The sequence below is a fragment of the Arachnia propionica genome, assembly GCF_037055325.1.
Taxonomy (GTDB): domain Bacteria; phylum Actinomycetota; class Actinomycetes; order Propionibacteriales; family Propionibacteriaceae; genus Arachnia.
The window spans coordinates 2136007-2153342 of the sequence record NZ_CP146373.1 but is presented as its reverse complement, the minus strand read 5'-3'; the positions used below and the strand labels follow the sequence as shown (position 1 = coordinate 2153342).

Below are 17336 nucleotides of genomic sequence, written 5' to 3'. Positions count from 1 at the left end.
CCGTTGCTTCTCCCGCGGGGAGCCTACACCTGGCTGTTTTGGCCGGGTGAGTATGTCCATGCACGGAATTCAGGGGTTGCTCCCTTTAGACTTTCTGATCGTGGTGTGGGATCTGGAGATGCTGGCTCGGTGGGGGATATCTGTATCGGGAGTGATCGCGTTTGCGGCTTCCGGGGCGCTTGAGGCGAGACGACGGGACCTGGACGGTATCGGAGTCATCACGCTCGCCTGCTGCACCGCGGTTGGCGGTGGTATTCTCCGGGACCTCCTGATCGGTGCAGTGCCTGTGGCTGCCCTGGTCGATCTCTGGATGATCGGCCTGTCGATCGCGACCGCGGTGGTCGTGATGCCGCTGGTGCACACAGGGAGACGGCTTCGGATACCGCTGTTGGTGTGCGACGCGGTGGGGCTCGGTCTGTTCACCGTCGATGGAGCGCTGAAGGGCCTGGCCTTCGGGCTGCATCCCGCAGCAGCCGTACTGGCCGGAGTGGTCACCGGTGTCGGGGGCAGCATCCTCCGAGACGTTTTGGCCAGTGAGGTGCCACTTGTCTTCCGCCGTCGTTCTCCTTTCTACGTGGTGGCAGCGCTCCTGGGCAGTGGATTGATCGTCTGGCTCGCGTCCATGGGAGTCGCCGGGGGCATCGGGATGTTTGGCACCGCGACGCTGATCTTCCTCATTCGGATGGCGGGGCTTCGATACGGGTGGCACATACCCAACGGTCGCAACAGAAGTAGAGGTGTGTCGGATTCCCGAGGGCCGCAGGAAAACGTGTCGTGAATAAACCGTGGCGATGATGTGTGCAGGGGCTTCGGGGGGAGGCAGCTCCTCAGGGGCGTGGGGGATCGGTTGATTGCGCGGGTGCGCGATAGACTCGCCGTCTGAGATCAATTGGGAGGAACAATCTCGTGGCGAATTTGACCCCCTCTGGCGTTCCGGCCCCCTTCGAGACCTTGGGACTGACCTTCGATGACGTGTTGCTCCAACCCAACGAATCGGACGTCATCCCTTCGGAGGCGGCGACCGATACCTGGTTCAGCCGCAACATCCGGTTGAATGTTCCCTTGTCCTCGGCTGCCATGGACACCGTCACGGAGACCCGCATGGCCATCGCCATGGCTCGTGAAGGAGGCATCGGGATCCTGCACCGCAACCTGTCCATCGATGATCAGGCGCACATGGTGGATCAGGTGAAGCGCTCGGAGGCCGGGATGGTCACCCAACCCGTGACGATCGGGCCCGGGGCGAGCCTCCAGGAGGTGGACGATGCCTGTGCCCAGTACCGTGTCTCCGGGTTGCCCGTGGTGGACGACGACGGGATGCTGCTCGGAATCATCACCAACCGCGACCTGCGCTTCGAGGACGACGGTACCCGTCCGGTGAGTGAGGTCATGACGAGGATGCCCCTGGTCACCGCACCCGTCGGTATCTCCAACGACGACGCCCTGGCGTTGCTGGCGAAGAACAAGATCGAGAAGCTGCCCATCGTCGACTCGCGGGGCAAACTCAAGGGCTTGATCACTCTCAAGGACTTCGTGAAGGCCGACAAATACCCCAATGCCGCCAAGGACGATGCCGGCAGGCTCCGGGTGGGCGCGGCCGTCGGTTTCTTCGGTGACGCCTGGGAGCGGGCCATGGCTCTGGTGGAGCAGGGGGTGGACTGTGTCATCGTCGACACCGCTCACGGTCACTCCCGTGGCGTGGTCGACATGATCCGGCGCATCAAGGCCGACTCGGCTGCCGCCGGGGTGGACGTCATCGGCGGCAACGTCGCCACCTATGCCGGAGCCCGGGCGCTCGTCGAGGCGGGGGCCGACGGGGTGAAGGTCGGCGTCGGGCCGGGTTCGATCTGCACCACCCGGGTGGTGGCGGGGGTCGGGGTGCCGCAGGTCACCGCCATTCATGACGCGGCCCGTGCTGCCAGGCCTCATGGCGTTCCGGTGATCGGCGATGGTGGCCTCCAGTACTCCGGTGACATCGCCAAGGCCATCGTTGCGGGTGCCAACTCGGTGATGCTCGGGTCGCTGCTGGCCGGTTGCGAGGAGAGCCCCGGCGACCTGGTGTTCATCAACGGTAAACAGTTCAAGACCTATCGGGGCATGGGCTCCCTGGGTGCGATGGCCGCGCGCGGCCGCAAGGCCTCGTACTCGAAGGACCGCTACTTCCAGGGTGACGTCACCAGCGATGACAAGCTCATCCCCGAGGGCATTGAGGGACAGGTGGCCTACCGCGGTCCCTTGGCGGCGGTCGCTTATCAGCTGGTCGGCGGGCTTCGGCAGTCGATGTTCTACTCCGGTGCCCGCACGATCGATGAGCTGCAGGAACGCGGACGGTTTGTGCGAATCACCGCAGCGGGTCTGCGAGAATCACATCCGCACGACATCCAGCTCACCGCTGAGGCACCCAACTACTGGTCACGCTGACAGGAAAACGATGTACGAATTTGGCCGCTCCAAGAACGCCACCCGCGGGTATTCCTTCGACGATGTCGCCATCGCTCCCGCGCGGCGCACCCGCTCCGAGTCGGAGGTGGACCTCCACTGGCGCATCGACGCTGTCACCTTCGATGCCCCCATTGTCGCCGCTCCCATGGACTCGGTGATGTCTCCCGCTACCGCCATCGAGATGGGACGCCTGGGCGGGCTGGGAGTGCTCAACCTGGAGGGCCTGTGGACCCGCTACGAGGACCCCTCCCCGGCCTATGAACAGCTCACTGAACCCGCCGACCAGGTGACCACCACCCGCCGCCTGCAGCAGCTCTACGCTGAGCCCATCAAGGCCGAACTGATCGAGGCTCGGTTGGCCGAGATCCGCGCTGCCGGAGTACCGGTGGCGGGCGCGCTCTCGCCTGCCAGGACCCAGCAGTTCGCCGATGTCATCGAGCGGGCCGGGGTGGATTTCTTCGTGATCCGTGGCACGACGGTCTCCGCCGAGCACGTCGACGAGGCAGAGAACACTCTCAACTTGAAGGATTTCATCTACCGCTTCGACGTGCCGGTGCTGGTAGGGGGGTGCGCTACCTACCGGATGGCCCTGCACCTGATGCGTGCGGGTGCCGCCGGGGTACTCGTCGGATTCGGCGGCGGCGCCACCCACACCACCGCGTCGGTGCTGGGCATCGAGGTACCGATGGCCTCCGCCGTCGCTGATGTCGCGGAGGCGCGTCGTGACTACCTGGAGGAGTCGGGCGGGCGCTACGTGCACCTGATCGCCGACGGTGCAGTTGGGAGGTCCGGTGACATCGCCAAGGCCATCGCCTGCGGGGCCGATGCGGTGATGGTCGGTTCCCCGCTAGCACGTGCCGCTGAGGCCCCCGGTCGCGGCTGGCACTGGGGACCGGAGGCGTGGCATGCGACCCTGCCGCGGGGCGAGCGGGTGTTCTTCGAGCAGGTCGGTTCCCTGGCCGAGGTGGTCAACGGTCCCTCCCACCTTCCCGACGGCACCATGAACCTCGTCGGTGGGCTGCGCAAAGCCATGGCCTTCACCGGTTACACCGACATCAAGTCCTTCCAGCGTATCGATGTGATGGTGCATTGATGGGCACCGAGGACGCCCGCCGGGAACTGTTGAGGCTGCGGGGCAGCATCGACAACATGGACTCGATGCTGGTGCACCTGCTGGCCGAACGTTTCAAGATCACCCAGCAGGTAGGAAGGCTGAAGGCCACCGCGGGTCTTCCACCGGCGGACCCGGACCGGGAAGCCCAGCAGATCCAGCGGCTGCGTGCCCTGGCTGTCGAATCCGAATTGGACCCGGAGTTCGCGGAGAAGTTCATCACCTTCATCGTTCGTGAGGTGGTGCGGCACCACGAGCAGATCGCCGCGGGGGAAACCTCTTGATACCAGGGGGAGTGATTGATAGCCTTCTCGTGCATGATGAGGTTATCTTTAAAATTCCTCTGGATTGCATCTGTTCTGGCCTCTTTCTTCCTGCTTGCAGCAGCTCCCGCAGGCGCGACTGATGGCGTCCGAGTCCGGGAGGACGACTCGCAGGCGGTCCCCTCGACTCTCTCGGATGATGAGTGGATTCGTGTGGATGAGTCGGAAGCAAAAGCTCTCGAGCGCGGTGATGACTCGGTGATGGATAAATATTACGAGCAGCAAGATGGACAGGAGGCCGCGGGTGAAGCCGTGCCTCAAACAGTGGTGAAGAATCCTGACGGCTGCAGACTGAGGGTCGATGATGTCCACAGGCGAAAATCTTCTAGCAATATCGGGTACAAGGTGCATGTGAGGTGTCTCAAACAGCCTGTCGGGATCTCCTTGTCCAACGAGCTTCAGAAGCACATAGTGGCATTCTGGTGGAATACCGAATTCACCAAAAACTATATTCTCACCGAGGTGGACTTGCGTCAGTCAACTCGTCGGAAGGGCTTCAGGTACACGGATATCGACATGGTGTGCGGGAATCAAACCCCGTCTCGCTGGCGAGGGCAGACTTCCTCCACCATCAAAGCAAGTGATGGCTACACCTACTACGCCCGACAGCTCACTCGGGAGAAAGAGCTCGAAGACTGTGGGACGTGAGCGTTTCCCCCACCCGGTCCTCGCCATGCTTGCGGCCGAGGCGGCCGAGGAGGAGGTCCTCCACACCACGGGGCTGCGTGACTGGCAGTGCGTGCTGGGAGAATTCGTGATGAATGACCTCCCGCCGATGGGACCGGAGCCCTTCGACCCGTGGGCATGGCCGTCCCTCCAGGTCCGTGATGTGGTCCCCGAGAATGTGATTCAGGCATGGTCCCACCCTTTTCGGGTCGATGCCCAGGTGGAGATGATGACCGGGCGGGGCCAGTTTCGGCCGCCGCAGCGCTACCCCGTGGGACAGGACAGACCTCATGGCAGGTGGTGGACCCTGCCCGTGCAGCAGATTCCACAGGCGGAGTACGTGGGGAAACCTCCGCCTTACAGCATGTGCGTGCAGACCACGAGCGGACCATGGTTGGATGCGCCATCGGTGGAGCTGTGGGGTGCCGAGGACGCGTTCTTCGCTCCGTGGCATCTCCTGGAGCGGGAAGTGCTGTGGCGGCCGGTCGTTCCGAGGTTCACCCCGCGCGTCGCCGAGGTGACCTCCGCGCAGGACTGGGCGGCCCTCGTCGAGGCCTGGCCGTCGCATTTCCCGTCGAATGCCGGACGACAACAGAGCTTCCTGGGAGACTGGTTCGCTGGCCACCAGATCTTCGAGCCCGACTGGGCAGAAGTCGCGCAGCGGTACGACGTGGTCCACGTCACCCAGGTGGGGTACCTCGAATGCGCCTACGCACCCATCCCGTGCCTGGGCGGGGTGACAACCATGACCGGGTGGGGTCCCGATGTCGCGCTGTGGTTGAAGGACCCCCGCTGATGCCTCGGACTCACGTGGCTGCAGTGTCTCAATACGTATTCGGTTCACCGGCTCTGAGCGATGTGTTCCTGACCCAGCAGAGACAGCGCTCCTCGCGCTGTGGCCCGGATGGACCATTCGAAACGTTCTCGAGGGCTCAGCGTCGCGATTGACTCCGCCCCTGCGCGAACCGTCGGGGCGTCTGTGGGCAGGGGAGTGTGCCGGGCCTCGTCATCGTGGGACAGCGGATTGATCTCGGCCAGGGCGATCGCGTTTTCCGCGACCGTCGAGACCAGCAGGCTGGCCTCTGTCGGTGGGTAGCCGAAGCACGATGCGAAAGCCGCCTGTTGTTCCTCCGCCAGCCTGATCGTGAAGTCATGTCTGGGTGCGGCGAGCTTGGCCAGGTGCTGTCCGATGCCCGGATTGGCCATCACGAAGGCGCGGAGCGTGTGCGCCAGTTCGACGAGCGCGTCTTCCGGGTCCGTGGCTGTTGGTTCGGGGAAGACGTGCCCGGCGACGATGCCCTCGGCCACCATGGCCCTCAGTCCCTCGAGATCCCCGACGATCCGGTAGATCGACATCTCGCTGACGCCGAGTTCTTTCGCCACCCCCCTGATCGACAGGCGTGGAAGGGTGATGCGTTTTCCTGCCTCGATGATGCGTTCGGTGGTGATGAGGCGAGGCCGTCCGGGTGAGACCATGCCCCAATTCTTGCGTCTTTCGGTGAGGTTGGGCGTTCAGAGGCCGGAGGAACCGTTTCGGAGGGTGCGTGAGACACGTCTGGTCACTCGCCACATAATAAGTTAGTGTATCTAACATAAATGTTCCGCCAGCCGCTGGCCGAGTGGTCCCGAGCGGCTCTGAGCGAAGGTGTCGCCCAATATGTCCTTCCGGTTTCCTCTGCTGATCCGTCTGAGTGGCGTCCTGCTGGCCTTTTGCGCCCTCGCCGCCACGTCGTGTTCATCGGCATCCAACGGGGCTTCTGTGTCCTCACCAGCATCCGAAACGGCCGGTGCTCTCCTGCCGGCTGCCGAGGGAAAAACCGAGTACCCGCTGACACTTACCTCTCCCTACGGCGAATCGGTCATCGGCAAGCGGCCGACCCGTGTCGCCACCGTCGGCGCGAACGCCGTGGACACGGAACTCCTGCTGTCATTGGGAGGGGTCCCCGTGACCACCAATGGTCTCGGATTCAACAAGGCTCCCTGGCTGAAGGAGGCAGCGGCGGGTCGTATAGAACTGGTCTTCGAGACCGAGAGCTGGGACCAGTACCCCTACGAATCCATCGCGGCGGCCAAGCCCGACGTGATCGTGGTGTTCGGCTACGACCTGACCAACTCCTTCGCGAAACTCTCCGAGATCGCCCCGGTGATCACAAGTGACAAGCCGTGGACCGGCTATTTCAGCAACCCCTGGCAGAACAACATCCGTATCCTCGGCAAGGCGCTCGACCTGTCCGACGCAGCCGAAAAGGTGATCTCCGACTACGACTCCTACATCGCTGGCATCAAACAGGCCAACCCGGGTTTCGCGGGCAAGAGTCTCAGCTATACGGTCTGGTTCGGGACCCAGCGAGGTCTCAGCTACCAGAGCCTTCCCGGTTCGATCATCACCGAGGTGTTCACATCCATCGGTTTCACGCAGGCCCAGAATGCGGGTTCCTTCTCGGAGACCCAGACTGTCAGCCCCGAACTGATGGGATCGATCGACGCCGACGTGCTGATCGTCTCGGGCAGTGAGGGCGCCACCACGGTGACGCCTGATGCGATTCCCGGTCTGACCGACTCCACCGTCTTCCAAGGCCTCGAGGCGTGGAAGAACGGGCACACGGTCATCACCGAGAAGAAGTCCCCCGCAGGATGGGCGATGTCCACGGCCGGACCGATGGGCACCAAGGTGGCGCTCGACATCCTCACACCCAGGATTGCCGAGGCGATCGGATGACCCCGGACCCCTCCCGGGATCCGCTGACACCGCTGCGCGGAATCCATCATGATCCGCTCGTCCGTCCAGTACCGGGGTCCTGACGGGGCTCCCCGACGGCCGGTAACCGTGTTTGCCGGACTGGTCGTGATTCTCCTGCTGTCGGTCCTGGCCAGCACGATGACGGGAGCCAGGTTCCTCAGCCCCTCCGAGTGGTGGCGGGCGCTCGTCGCTCCCGGGGCTGATCCCGTCACCGCGATCGTGTGGGACATGCGTATCCCGCGCACGGCCGTCGGCCTGGTGGTCGGGGCCGCCTATGGCGTGGCGGGTGCCCTGATGCAGGCGCTGACCCGCAATCCTCTGGCGGATCCGGGAATCCTGGGTGTCAACTCCGGCGCCGGGCTCGCGGTGACGGTCGGCATCGGTCTGTTCGGCATCACGGGAGTGGAGGGCTACCAGTGGTTCGCCTTCGTGGGTGCCGCCGGGGTCACGGCTCTGGTCCTGCTTCTGGGGGCCACGGGCCGGGGCCCCACAGCGCCGGTCCAGCTGGTTCTCGGCGGGGTGGCCATGTCGGCCGTGCTGAGCGGGGTGAGCCAGTTTCTGTCCCTGCTGGATCCGGACACCTTCGCGGCGGTCCGCAACTGGGCGGTGGGATCGATCGGACGCACCCGGATCGCAGAACTTCTCCCGGTCCTGCCCCTCGTTGGCGTGGCCCTGATGCTTGCGTTCGCCCTGGGGCGTTCGCTGGACGCCATGGCCCTGGGTGATGACGTCGCATCCGGGCTGGGGGTCCGGGCCGGGCGGACCCGATTTCTGGCCGTGATCGCCATCACGCTCCTGGCGGGTCCCGCTACCGCGATCACGGGTGGAATCGCCTTCGTCGGACTGATGGTCCCGCACGTAGTGCGGTGGGGTGTCGGATCCGGCCAGCGGGTGATCCTCGCCGGATCCCTGCTGGTGGGTCCGGCCCTCGTGCTGGCGGCCGATGTGCTCGGCCGTGTGATCGCCATTCCCGGGGAGATCGAAGCGGGAATCCTCACCGCCGTGATTGGTGCGCCCCTGCTGGTGCTGCTGGCCCGCAGAGCGAGCACCACATGAGGCAACGAGTCGTCTTCGCGCACCGGATGCTCCGCCTGAGCGGGGCCCGGTTCGGCATTCGTATCGCCCTGCGCCCGCTGCTCCTCCAAGGGCTTCTGGGTCTCCTGGCGCTGGTCCTCGCAGGGGCCTGTCTCCTGGTCGGCGACTATTCCTTGACCCCGGGGCAGGTGCTCGACGTGTTCCTGGGCGGGCGATCTTTCGCCCGGGTGGTCGTTCTCGAATGGCGTCTGCCCGCCGCGGCTTCCGCGGTGGTTTTCGGCGCCCTGCTGGGGATCGGTGGTGGAATCTTCCAGTCGTTGACCCGCAATCCTCTGGGATCGCCGGACATCATCGGTTTCGACGCCGGGGCACACACCGCCGTCGTGGTGGGAATCCTGCTGTTCGGCGCCCGCGCGCAGGGAATCATCGCGGTGGCCGCCGTGGCCGGGGGACTGCTGGCCGCCTTCGTTGTGCACCTGCTCTCGGGGCGGACCACGACGGGGTTCCGTCTGATCGTGGTCGGGCTGGCCGTCTCCGCCGCGTTGGGCTCGATCAACGCGTATCTGGTCACCCGCGCCCGCGTCGAGGACGCCATGTTGGTCGGATTCTGGGGGGCTGGTTCCCTGACGCGTATTGAGGCCGGGTCGCTTCCGATGTGGCTGGGGGCAGCGGCCGTGCTCCTCGTGTCCGCGGTTCTGCTGGCCCCTTCCCTCGGGATCATCGAGCTGGGTGACCAGACCGCTGGCGCGCTCGGGATCCCGCTGGAACCCCGCAGGGCGCTTCTCGTCGTCGTCGGGGTGACGGCCTCCGCCGTCGTGACGGCCGCTGCCGGGCCCATCGGTTTTGTCGCGCTTGCGGCCCCACAGGTCGCGAGGCGACTCATGAGGATCCCCGGAACCTCCATCACGGGGGCGGCGGTGACGGGAGCGGTGCTGCTGTCGGCCGCCCAACTCTGCTCCGTGTTGGCCAGCAGCAGCAACCGTCCCGTGCCCGTGGGCCTGATCACGGTGTCCGTCGGCGGTCTGTATCTGATTTACCTCCTGGTACGTGAGGGAAGGAGATCCGCATGACACCCACTGGCCGGCTGCGGGTCGATGGGGCGAGGCTCGGCTACGGCAACCGCATCATCTCCAGCTGTCTGGACCTCACGATTCTCGATGCGGAGTTCACTGCTGTGGTGGGGCCGAACGGCTGTGGCAAGTCGACGCTGCTGAAGGCGCTGGCCCGGCTCCTGAAACCAACTGCCGGACGGGTGCTCCTCGACGGCCGCGACATCCACGACCAGCCCACGAGACAGGTCGCTAGAAGAATCGGCATCCTACCGCAGAGCTCGATGGTCCCTGACGGCATCACGGTCTCCGAGCTGGTGGCCCGGGGCAGGTTCCCCCACCAGGGCTTCGCCCGCCGGTGGACCCTGCGCGACGAGGAACTGGTCGCCCGTGCCATGGACGAGGCGAACGTTACCGCCCTGGCGACCAGACGGGTCGATGAACTGTCGGGTGGGCAGCGCCAACGGGCCTGGATCGCGATGGCGCTCGCCCAGGACACCCCCATACTGCTGCTCGACGAACCCACCACCTTCCTCGACATCCGTCACCAGGTGGAGCTGATGGAACTCCTGGTGGACCTGAACCGGAGGGGACGCTGCCTGGTGGCCGTGCTGCACGACCTCAATCAGGCAGCACGTTTCTCCACTCATCTGATAGCGATGCGGGCCGGCGAGATCGTCGCCCAGGGACCACCTGGTGAGGTGGTTACCCCTGGCCTCGTTGAAGAGGTCTTCGGACTGCCCTGCGTCGTGACCCCTGATCCTGTCACCGGATCCCCCCAGGTGACACCAAGTGGGCGCACCGCGCCCCTGAATCACGAAGGACCGACATGACCCTCAGCACAGGAATTGCTCTTTCCCCGATCTGGTTGCGCGGAGAAGCCTGGAGACGCGACGACAGTCGCGTCGAGGAGATGTTCTCCCTGAGCCCCTACGCCGAGCTCGCGCGGAAGGCCGAGGCCGCTGCGCTTGACTTCCTCTTCTGCCCCGAAGCGGGCTATCTCAGACCGGATTCCGTCGGCGGTGCACCGGGATTCACCACCCTCGACTCGTTCACCCTCGTCACGGCCCTGACGCCTCTCACGACGAGGATCGGCCTGGTCCCGACCGTCCAGACGGCCTACGCGCACCCGTTCCCCGTCGCCCGGGCGCTGGCCTCCCTGCAGCAGATCAGCGGGGGACGTGCCGGGTGGAACGTGGTCACCGCCCTGGGGGGTGAGGAGAACTACGGACTGGACACACCCCCTGGATCCGAGGAGCGATACTCCCGAGCCGGCGAGTTCGTCGAAGTCGTGAACGCGCTCTGGGACTCGTTCCCCGCCGAGGCATTCGTCGCGGACCGGGCCTCCGGGATTTTCTCCGATCCCGGGAAGGTGAAGGCCATCGACTTCGAGGGCGAACACTTCCGGGTGGCTGGGCCCATGGCCCTCCCATCGCATCCCGCAGGGCGATTGCCCGTCGTCCAGGCCGGGGCATCACCCACCGGGATCTCCTTCGCGGGTGCCGTGGCCGATGTCGTGTTCGGGGCGGTCCCTGACCTGGAGGACGCAGTCGCACAACGGGCTGCTCTGCGTGATGCGGCCGTCGCGGCGGGTCGCGAGGCCGACGACATCCGGTTCCTGCCCGGGCTCAACATGGTGTTGGCGGACAGCCGCGAGGAGGCCCATGCGGTGGCCGAGTCCAGTGGGGTGGATGCAACCCTGCACTGGACCGTCATCGGTACCCCGGAGGACGCGGCCGATGCGGTCGAGGCCCGGGCGGAAGCGGGGGCGATCGACGGTTTCATCGCACTGCCCGGCGGGTCGCGGAACTCCGTCGACCTGTTCCTGGATCAGGTGGTGCAGATACTCGGGCGACGCGGACTGTGCCGGGACGGATACCAGGGGAACACGCTTCGTGAACACCTGGGAATGAAGGGCTGAAGGCCCGCACGGACTGGTTGGAGGCGGGGCGTGGCGAAGGCTCACGGGTCCAATCCCCGTAGGATCGCCGGATGCGTTGTTTCATCGCCGTGACACCTCCCTCCGATGTTGTCGCCGACATCGACCGCTTCCTGGAACCGCGCCGCATCGCCACCGAGAAATCGCCGTGGCGCTGGAGCCGACCTGCGACCTACCACCTCACGCTGGCCTTCATGGCCGACCACCCCGGTCACCGAGTCGAGGAACTGGCGCAGGCGATTGATGAATGGGCCGGGCGTCATGCCCCGCTGGCGATGAGCATCGCAGGCGCAGGCGGGTTCCGTGGCCCGGAGCGCGCCAAGGTGTTGTACCTCGGCGTTCCGGGGGTCGCGGCGGTACAGCTGGGGGAGTGGTCCAGGCAGCTGCGGACTCTCGTCACCCACCACGGCGGCAGCCCCGACGGGACGGGCTTCAGGGCCCACATCACCATCGCCAGGGCCCAGCGCGCCCAGAAAGCAGGGCGTCTTCTCCAGGCCCTCGACACCTACGAGTCCCGGGAGTTCGTCGTCCCCGAGGTCGTCCTGGTGGAATCTCACCTGGCAAACCGGACCCACGAGGTGCTTCACCGCGCGATCCTGCGCGGGTGAGCCGCGACACGCCGAATCTGTACATCCGTACATGTACGCATGTACATTAGCGCCATGGCGAAACGGACGAGGGACCCGGAGGGGCGCAGGAAGAAGATCCTGCAGGCCGCCGGGGAGCTGATCAAGGAGATCGGGTTCAGCGCCGTCACCCACCGGAAGGTGGCCGAACGCGCCAGGGTGCCGCTCGGGTCGACCACCCAGTACTTCAAGTCCCTCACCGACATGCTGGCGGAGGCGCTCACGGGGCTGGAGGAGGAACGCGAGGAGAAACTGGCCGAGTCCACCTCCGAACTCAACGAGGTCGATGACCCCGTTGGCTTGGTCGCGGACATGGTGATGGAATCCCTGGCGGATCTGAAACGGACCCGCAACGAGATGTCCTTCGCCCTGCTCTACACGACTCACCCGAAGCTTCGGCGTTTCATCGTCCCCGGCGACGCGGCCCTGGTGGAGCGGTTGTCGCGGAACATCCCGGAGGCGACGGGGCGCGCCGTGCTCGCCTACTGCTACGGGGTCCTGTTCCAGGCCGTCGTCCGGGACACCGTTGCCCCGCGCGAGGAGATCGAGGAGGCGCTGCGCCGCCTCATCGGTGATTCCGCGGAACGGGGGGATCCATGAAAAACAAGAGTGCCGCGATCCGTAGGTGCATTGGAACGCGGCACTCCCGGACGGGTAGTCGTTGCAGCGACTCTCGCCCGATTCCACACCACGAGAAAGGGAATGCATGACCTTCATCACGGCGCAGGAACTGCGTAAAACGTATCAAACCAAGACCGGACCGGTGCGTGCCCTCGACGGGCTCAATCTCTCCGTCGAGCAGGGAACCGTCCGGGGACTGCTGGGCCCCAACGGTGCGGGGAAGACCACCGTCGTGAAGGTGCTCACCACCTTGCTGCGTCCGGAATCCGGGAGGGCGAGTGTCGCCGGGGTCGACGTGCTCGCCGATCCCGCGAAGGTGCGTCCGCTGATCGGCACATCCGGTCAGTACGCGGCCGTGGACGAGGTGCTGACCGCCCGGGAGAACCTGGTGCTGGTGGGCAGGCTGTACCGGATCGGAACCCGCCAGGCGAAACGGCGCGCGGAGGAGCTGCTCGAGGCCTTCGACCTGACCGAGGCCGCCGATCGGCCGTTGAAGGGATTCTCCGGCGGGATGCGGCGGCGCGTCGACCTGGCCGGGGCGCTCGTGATCAATCCTCCGGTGCTGTTCCTCGACGAACCGACCACCGGTCTCGACCCGCAGGCCCGGCTGGGGCTCTGGGAGGTCATCCGGGAGCGTGTGGGGGAGGGAACCACGGTCCTGCTGACCACTCAGTACCTGGAGGAGGCCGACCAGCTGGCAGACTCCATCTCCGTGATCGACCGCGGGCACGTCATCGCGGAGGGGACCGCCGACGAACTCAAGGCATCGGTGGGTGGCAAACGCATCGAACTGACCCTCGTCGACGAGGCGGACGCCGACCGGGCGCGGAGGATCGTCGCGTCCAGCACCGGAACCGAGGTGGCGGTCACGGGGCGGGTGCTCACGGCACAGGTGGGTGACCCCACCGCAGCGCTGATCGCGGTGCTGAAGGTCCTGGGTGAAGAGAGTGTCGAACTGCACGACGCCGGCATCCGCCGCCCGACCCTGGACGATGTCTTCCTGACCCTGACGGGTCACGTGGCCGAGGAGCAGGAGGTGGCGGCATGAGCTCGGTTCAGGCCCTGGGACGCGGACCAGTGGCTGGCTGGTTGGGCGACGTCCACGCCGTCCTGGTGCGCAACCTGCTCCAGTTGCGGCGCAGCCCCGAGATCATCGCCTTCTCGCTGACGCAGCCGATCATGTTCGTGTTGCTGTTCACCCAGGTCTACGGCGGCGCCGTGCACGTCCAGGGCAGCGACTACACGCAGTTCCTGATGGCCGGTGTCTTCGGGCAGACGATCGTGTTCGGGTCGATGATCTCCGGTATGTACATGGCCGAGGACCTCAAGGAGGGGATCATCGACCGGTTCCGCACCCTGCCCATGGCGCCCAGCGCGATCCTGATGGCCCGCACCCTCGCGGACCTGGCCGTTGCCGCCTGCTCCGTGATCGTGATGCTCATCGCCGGTTCCATCGTCGGCTGGCGCTTCCACGCCGGGCTGGGAAATTTTCTCCTCGGGGTGCTGCTCCTGCTTGTCACCGCGTGGTGCTTCAGTTGGGTGATGGTGCTGCTGGGAGTGACCGTCCCCAACCCCCAGTCCCTCCAGAGCATCTCCACGGTCGTGGTGCTGCCGGTCTCATTCGTCAGCAACGCCTTCGTGCCCTCGGAGACCCTGCCCGACTGGCTGCGGATGATCGCCGAGTGGAACCCGTTGTCGTCGCTGGTGCAGGCGGTGCGGACGCTGTTCGGGAACCTCGGCACGGCGCCGATTCCCGATGTGTGGCCGCTGCAGAATTCCGTGGCGGCCATCGTCATCGCGTGGGTGGTGCTGCTGGCGATCTTCCCGGCGCTGACCGCCGTGGTTTTCCGCAGGCGCGTCGCGCGCTGAAACCGCAAGGCTCCCCCACCACTCGATGGGTGGTGGGGGAGCCTGGTGTGCTGGTTGAGGCGGTTGCAGGGGCCCGCTTCTTCTTTACCCCGGCGATCAGGCGTCGAGGAGACCCTCGAACAGAACGGTGGACAGGTAGCGTTCACCGAAGTCGGGCAGTACTGCGACGATCGTCTTGCCGGCGTTCTCGGGGCGGTTGGCGACCTCGACGGCGGCGGATAGTGCGGCGCCGGAGGAGATACCGACCAGCAGACCCTCCTTGGTGGCGGCTGCCCGGGCGAACTCGAGGGACTGGTCGATGTTGCGGGTGATGACCTCGTCGATCGCGTTGCGGTCCAGGATCTCCGGGACGAAGTTCGCACCGAGGCCCTGGATCTTGTGTGGGCCGGGCTCGCCGCCGGACAGGATTGGCGACTCGGCGGGCTCGACGGCTATGACCTTCACCTCGGGTTTACGCTCCTTGAGCACCTGTCCGACGCCAGAGACCGTGCCGCCGGTGCCGACACCGGCCACCACGATGTCGACCTTGCCGTCGGTGTCGGCCCAGATCTCCTCGGCGGTGGTGCGGCGGTGCACGTCCAGGTTGGCGGGATTGGCGAACTGACGGGCCAGAACGCCGCCACGCTCTTCGGCGATCTCCTCGGCCTTCGCGACGGCGCCCTTCATGCCCAGAGGACCGGGGGTCAGTACCAGCTCAGCGCCGTAGGCGCGCAGCAGGGCCCTGCGCTCCAGAGACATGGTCTCGGGCATCGCCAGAACCACTGTGTATCCCTTTGCCGCGCCAACCATCGCTAGCGCGATACCGGTATTGCCGGATGTGCCCTCGACGATGATGCCGCCCGGCTTCAGCTCGCCGGAGGCCTCTGCTGCCTCGATGATGGCGGCTCCGATGCGATCTTTGACGGAATTGGCCGGATTGTAGAACTCGAGCTTCGCGGCGACGGTCGCGTTGTTCCCGGCGATGCGGTTCAGCTTGACGAGCGGGGTGCGTCCGATGAGCTCTGTGACATTGGAGTAAACGGTCATGTAAGGGACAACGGTGTCTGGATCGTCGCTATTCCCACTACGGCTCGTCGTATCACATATTGGACACTTGGTGCAGGTGCTTTGTGTTCTGGCTCAACGGGAACGGCTGGGCCTAGACTCTCGCTCATGACTTCCCAGCACGATCTGGTACTCGTGGTCGACTTCGGCGCCCAGTACGCGCAGCTCATCGCCAGGCGGGTCCGTGAAGCCCACGTCTACTCTGAGATCATCGGTTCCGAGGCCTCCGTGGAGGAGATCCTGGCCAGGCGGCCATCGGCCATCATCCTCTCGGGCGGGCCGTCGTCGGTCTACGCAGATGATGCACCGCGGGTCGATCCGGCACTGTTCGAGGCCGGGATCCCGGTTTTCGGTATCTGCTACGGCTTCCAGGCCATGGCCCAGGCTTTGGGAGGGGCGGTGGCTAAGACGGGGCAGCGCGAGTACGGTCGCACGCCCCTGTCCATCCAGAACAGCGGCAAACTCCTGGCGACCCTCCCGAACACGCTCAATGTATGGATGAGTCACGGGGATTCCGTTTCCCGCGCCCCGGAGGGTTTCCATGTGCTGGCGCGCACGGCGGGCGCTCCTGTCGCAGCCTTCGAGTGTCGGATGCGGAAACTGGCGGGGGTGCAGTGGCACCCGGAGGTCGCGCACACCCAGTGGGGGCAACAGGTGCTGGAGCACTTTCTGTTCCACATCGCAGGGCTGGCCCCCGACTGGACCCCCGAGAACATGGTCAACGAGGCCATCGCGGACATCCGCGCCCAGGTGGGGGACAGCCGGGTGCTTTGTGCGCTGTCCGGAGGTGTGGACTCTGCCGTCGCCGCGGCGCTGGTACAGCGGGCCATCGGGCCGCAACTGACCTGTGTCTTCGTCGACCACGGACTCCTGCGTGAGGGGGAGGCCAAACAGGTCAAGGAGGATTTCGTCGAGATCACCGGAGTGGACCTGGTGGTGGCTGACGAGTCCGAGCGTTTCCTCGGTGCTCTGGCTGGGGTCACGGAGCCGGAGGAGAAACGCAAGATCATTGGCCGCGAGTTCATCCGCACCTTTGAGGCGATGGCTGCCCGACTGGCGGGGGAACGCGGCATCGACTTCCTGGTGCAGGGAACCCTTTATCCCGACGTGGTGGAGTCTGGCGGGGGAGTGGGGACCGCAAACATCAAGTCGCATCATAACGTGGGCGGTTTGCCCGAGGACCTGCAGTTCACGTTGATCGAGCCGCTGCGCACAATGTTCAAGGACGAGGTGCGGGCCGTCGGTCTGCAGCTCGGATTGCCCGATTCGCTCGTGTGGCGGCATCCGTTCCCCGGCCCCGGCCTGGGGATCCGCATCATCGGTGAAGTGACTGCCGAGCGGCTGGCCGTGCTGCGTCGCGCCGATGCCATCGCCCGCCAGGAGTTGGCGAACGCCCGGAAGGAACGGGAGATCTGGCAATTCCCGGTGGTGCTGCTTGCCGATGTCCACTCCGTCGGAGTGCAGGGAGACGGACGCACCTATGGACACCCCATCGTGCTGCGTCCCGTCACCTCCGACGACGCCATGACTGCGGACTGGGCGAAGCTGCCGTGGGAGTTGCTGGAGAAGATCTCCACCCGGATCACCAACGAGTGCTCCGAGGTCAATCGCGTGGTCCTGGACATCACCAGCAAGCCGCCGGCCACCATCGAATGGGAATAGCTCCGGAGCGAGACATTTCGCAGTGCCCAGGGGCTGAACAAAACCTCCCGGCAAGCCACTCCAGGTCTGCTCGAAGCGCGAGTCGCATCTCCCGCATCGGTCATCATCCGAATGGTGTCGAACGCATCGATCATTCGCACCAGCGTGGTGATGCGGCCAGCGTCCACGGGGTCCGGTCGCAGGCGTACGCGATGAGTTTCAGGTCGCGG

The 17336-nt window shown here is 65.6% G+C and carries 18 protein-coding genes; 16 read left to right on the top strand and 2 right to left on the bottom strand.

The window, feature by feature from the left end; all coding sequences use genetic code 11:
* The first annotated feature begins 100 nt into the window (after nucleotides 1-100).
* The 6 genes from V7R84_RS09940 to V7R84_RS09915 all read left to right on the top strand — a co-directional run bounded on the left by V7R84_RS09940 (nucleotide 101) and on the right by V7R84_RS09915 (nucleotide 5338).
* Nucleotides 101-778 carry a trimeric intracellular cation channel family protein gene (locus V7R84_RS09940; RefSeq protein WP_338568464.1) on the top strand — a complete coding sequence of 226 codons (678 nt, stop codon included), beginning with the start codon at nucleotides 101-103 and terminating at the stop codon, nucleotides 776-778.
* A gap of 128 nt (nucleotides 779-906) precedes the next feature.
* Nucleotides 907-2421: an IMP dehydrogenase gene (guaB, locus tag V7R84_RS09935; protein WP_338568462.1), complete on the top strand. Its 1515-nt coding sequence runs from the start codon at nucleotides 907-909 to the stop codon at nucleotides 2419-2421.
* A gap of 10 nt (nucleotides 2422-2431) precedes the next feature.
* A complete protein-coding gene (locus V7R84_RS09930) occupies nucleotides 2432-3535 on the top strand; it encodes a GuaB3 family IMP dehydrogenase-related protein (protein ID WP_338568461.1) in 1104 nt (367 codons plus the stop codon).
* Nucleotides 3535-3837 (top strand): chorismate mutase, encoded by a 303-nt coding sequence (locus V7R84_RS09925; RefSeq protein WP_338568459.1) that lies wholly within the window; start codon nucleotides 3535-3537, stop codon nucleotides 3835-3837. Before V7R84_RS09930 ends, V7R84_RS09925 begins: the two co-directional genes overlap by 1 nt.
* Nucleotides 3838-3870: 33 nt before the next feature.
* Nucleotides 3871-4524, top strand: coding sequence for a hypothetical protein (locus V7R84_RS09920; RefSeq protein ID WP_338568456.1), 654 nt, complete (start codon nucleotides 3871-3873; stop codon nucleotides 4522-4524).
* Nucleotides 4514-5338, top strand: a complete 825-nt coding sequence (locus V7R84_RS09915) for a hypothetical protein (protein ID WP_338568454.1) — start codon at nucleotides 4514-4516, stop codon at nucleotides 5336-5338. The genes V7R84_RS09920 and V7R84_RS09915 overlap by 11 nt, the downstream gene beginning before the upstream one ends.
* Before the next feature lie 44 nt (nucleotides 5339-5382).
* Here the strand turns inward: V7R84_RS09915 and V7R84_RS09910 are convergent, their stop codons facing one another.
* Nucleotides 5383-6018 carry a hypothetical protein gene (locus V7R84_RS09910; RefSeq protein ID WP_338568453.1) on the bottom strand — a complete coding sequence of 212 codons (636 nt, stop codon included), beginning with the start codon at nucleotides 6016-6018 and terminating at the stop codon, nucleotides 5383-5385.
* A gap of 181 nt (nucleotides 6019-6199) precedes the next feature.
* Between V7R84_RS09910 and V7R84_RS09905 the strand changes: the two genes are divergently transcribed.
* The 9 genes from V7R84_RS09905 (at nucleotide 6200) to V7R84_RS09865 (ending at nucleotide 14421) form a co-directional block, all read left to right on the top strand.
* Complete coding sequence (locus V7R84_RS09905) at nucleotides 6200-7261, top strand: ABC transporter substrate-binding protein (protein ID WP_338568451.1); 1062 nt, start codon at nucleotides 6200-6202, stop codon at nucleotides 7259-7261.
* 48 nt (nucleotides 7262-7309) lie between these two features.
* Nucleotides 7310-8338: a FecCD family ABC transporter permease gene (locus V7R84_RS09900; protein ID WP_338568448.1), complete on the top strand. Its 1029-nt coding sequence runs from the start codon at nucleotides 7310-7312 to the stop codon at nucleotides 8336-8338.
* Nucleotides 8335-9387: a FecCD family ABC transporter permease gene (locus V7R84_RS09895; protein WP_338568445.1), complete on the top strand. Its 1053-nt coding sequence runs from the start codon at nucleotides 8335-8337 to the stop codon at nucleotides 9385-9387. The genes V7R84_RS09900 and V7R84_RS09895 overlap by 4 nt, the downstream gene beginning before the upstream one ends.
* Nucleotides 9384-10199: an ABC transporter ATP-binding protein gene (locus V7R84_RS09890; RefSeq protein ID WP_338568442.1), complete on the top strand. Its 816-nt coding sequence runs from the start codon at nucleotides 9384-9386 to the stop codon at nucleotides 10197-10199. Before V7R84_RS09895 ends, V7R84_RS09890 begins: the two co-directional genes overlap by 4 nt.
* Nucleotides 10196-11287 (top strand): LLM class flavin-dependent oxidoreductase, encoded by a 1092-nt coding sequence (locus V7R84_RS09885; protein WP_338568440.1) that lies wholly within the window; start codon nucleotides 10196-10198, stop codon nucleotides 11285-11287. Before V7R84_RS09890 ends, V7R84_RS09885 begins: the two co-directional genes overlap by 4 nt.
* A gap of 71 nt (nucleotides 11288-11358) precedes the next feature.
* Nucleotides 11359-11913 (top strand): RNA 2',3'-cyclic phosphodiesterase, encoded by a 555-nt coding sequence (gene thpR, locus V7R84_RS09880; RefSeq protein ID WP_338568437.1) that lies wholly within the window; start codon nucleotides 11359-11361, stop codon nucleotides 11911-11913.
* A gap of 54 nt (nucleotides 11914-11967) precedes the next feature.
* On the top strand, nucleotides 11968-12531 hold the full coding sequence (locus V7R84_RS09875) for a TetR/AcrR family transcriptional regulator (RefSeq protein WP_338568435.1): 564 nt from the start codon (nucleotides 11968-11970) through the stop codon (nucleotides 12529-12531).
* 106 nt (nucleotides 12532-12637) lie between these two features.
* Nucleotides 12638-13600 carry an ATP-binding cassette domain-containing protein gene (locus V7R84_RS09870; RefSeq protein WP_338568433.1) on the top strand — a complete coding sequence of 321 codons (963 nt, stop codon included), beginning with the start codon at nucleotides 12638-12640 and terminating at the stop codon, nucleotides 13598-13600.
* Nucleotides 13597-14421 (top strand): ABC transporter permease, encoded by an 825-nt coding sequence (locus tag V7R84_RS09865; protein ID WP_338568431.1) that lies wholly within the window; start codon nucleotides 13597-13599, stop codon nucleotides 14419-14421. Before V7R84_RS09870 ends, V7R84_RS09865 begins: the two co-directional genes overlap by 4 nt.
* A gap of 96 nt (nucleotides 14422-14517) precedes the next feature.
* Here the strand turns inward: V7R84_RS09865 and cysK are convergent, their stop codons facing one another.
* Nucleotides 14518-15447: a cysteine synthase A gene (gene cysK / locus V7R84_RS09860; protein ID WP_338568428.1), complete on the bottom strand. Its 930-nt coding sequence runs from the start codon at nucleotides 15445-15447 to the stop codon at nucleotides 14518-14520.
* Between the two features lie 126 nt (nucleotides 15448-15573).
* On the opposite strand from cysK, the gene guaA reads away from it, so the two are divergent.
* The gene (gene guaA, locus V7R84_RS09855) at nucleotides 15574-17127 is read left to right on the top strand and encodes a glutamine-hydrolyzing GMP synthase (RefSeq protein ID WP_338568425.1); all 1554 of its coding nucleotides are present in this window, start codon (nucleotides 15574-15576) and stop codon (nucleotides 17125-17127) included.
* Nucleotides 17128-17336 lie beyond the last annotated feature (209 nt).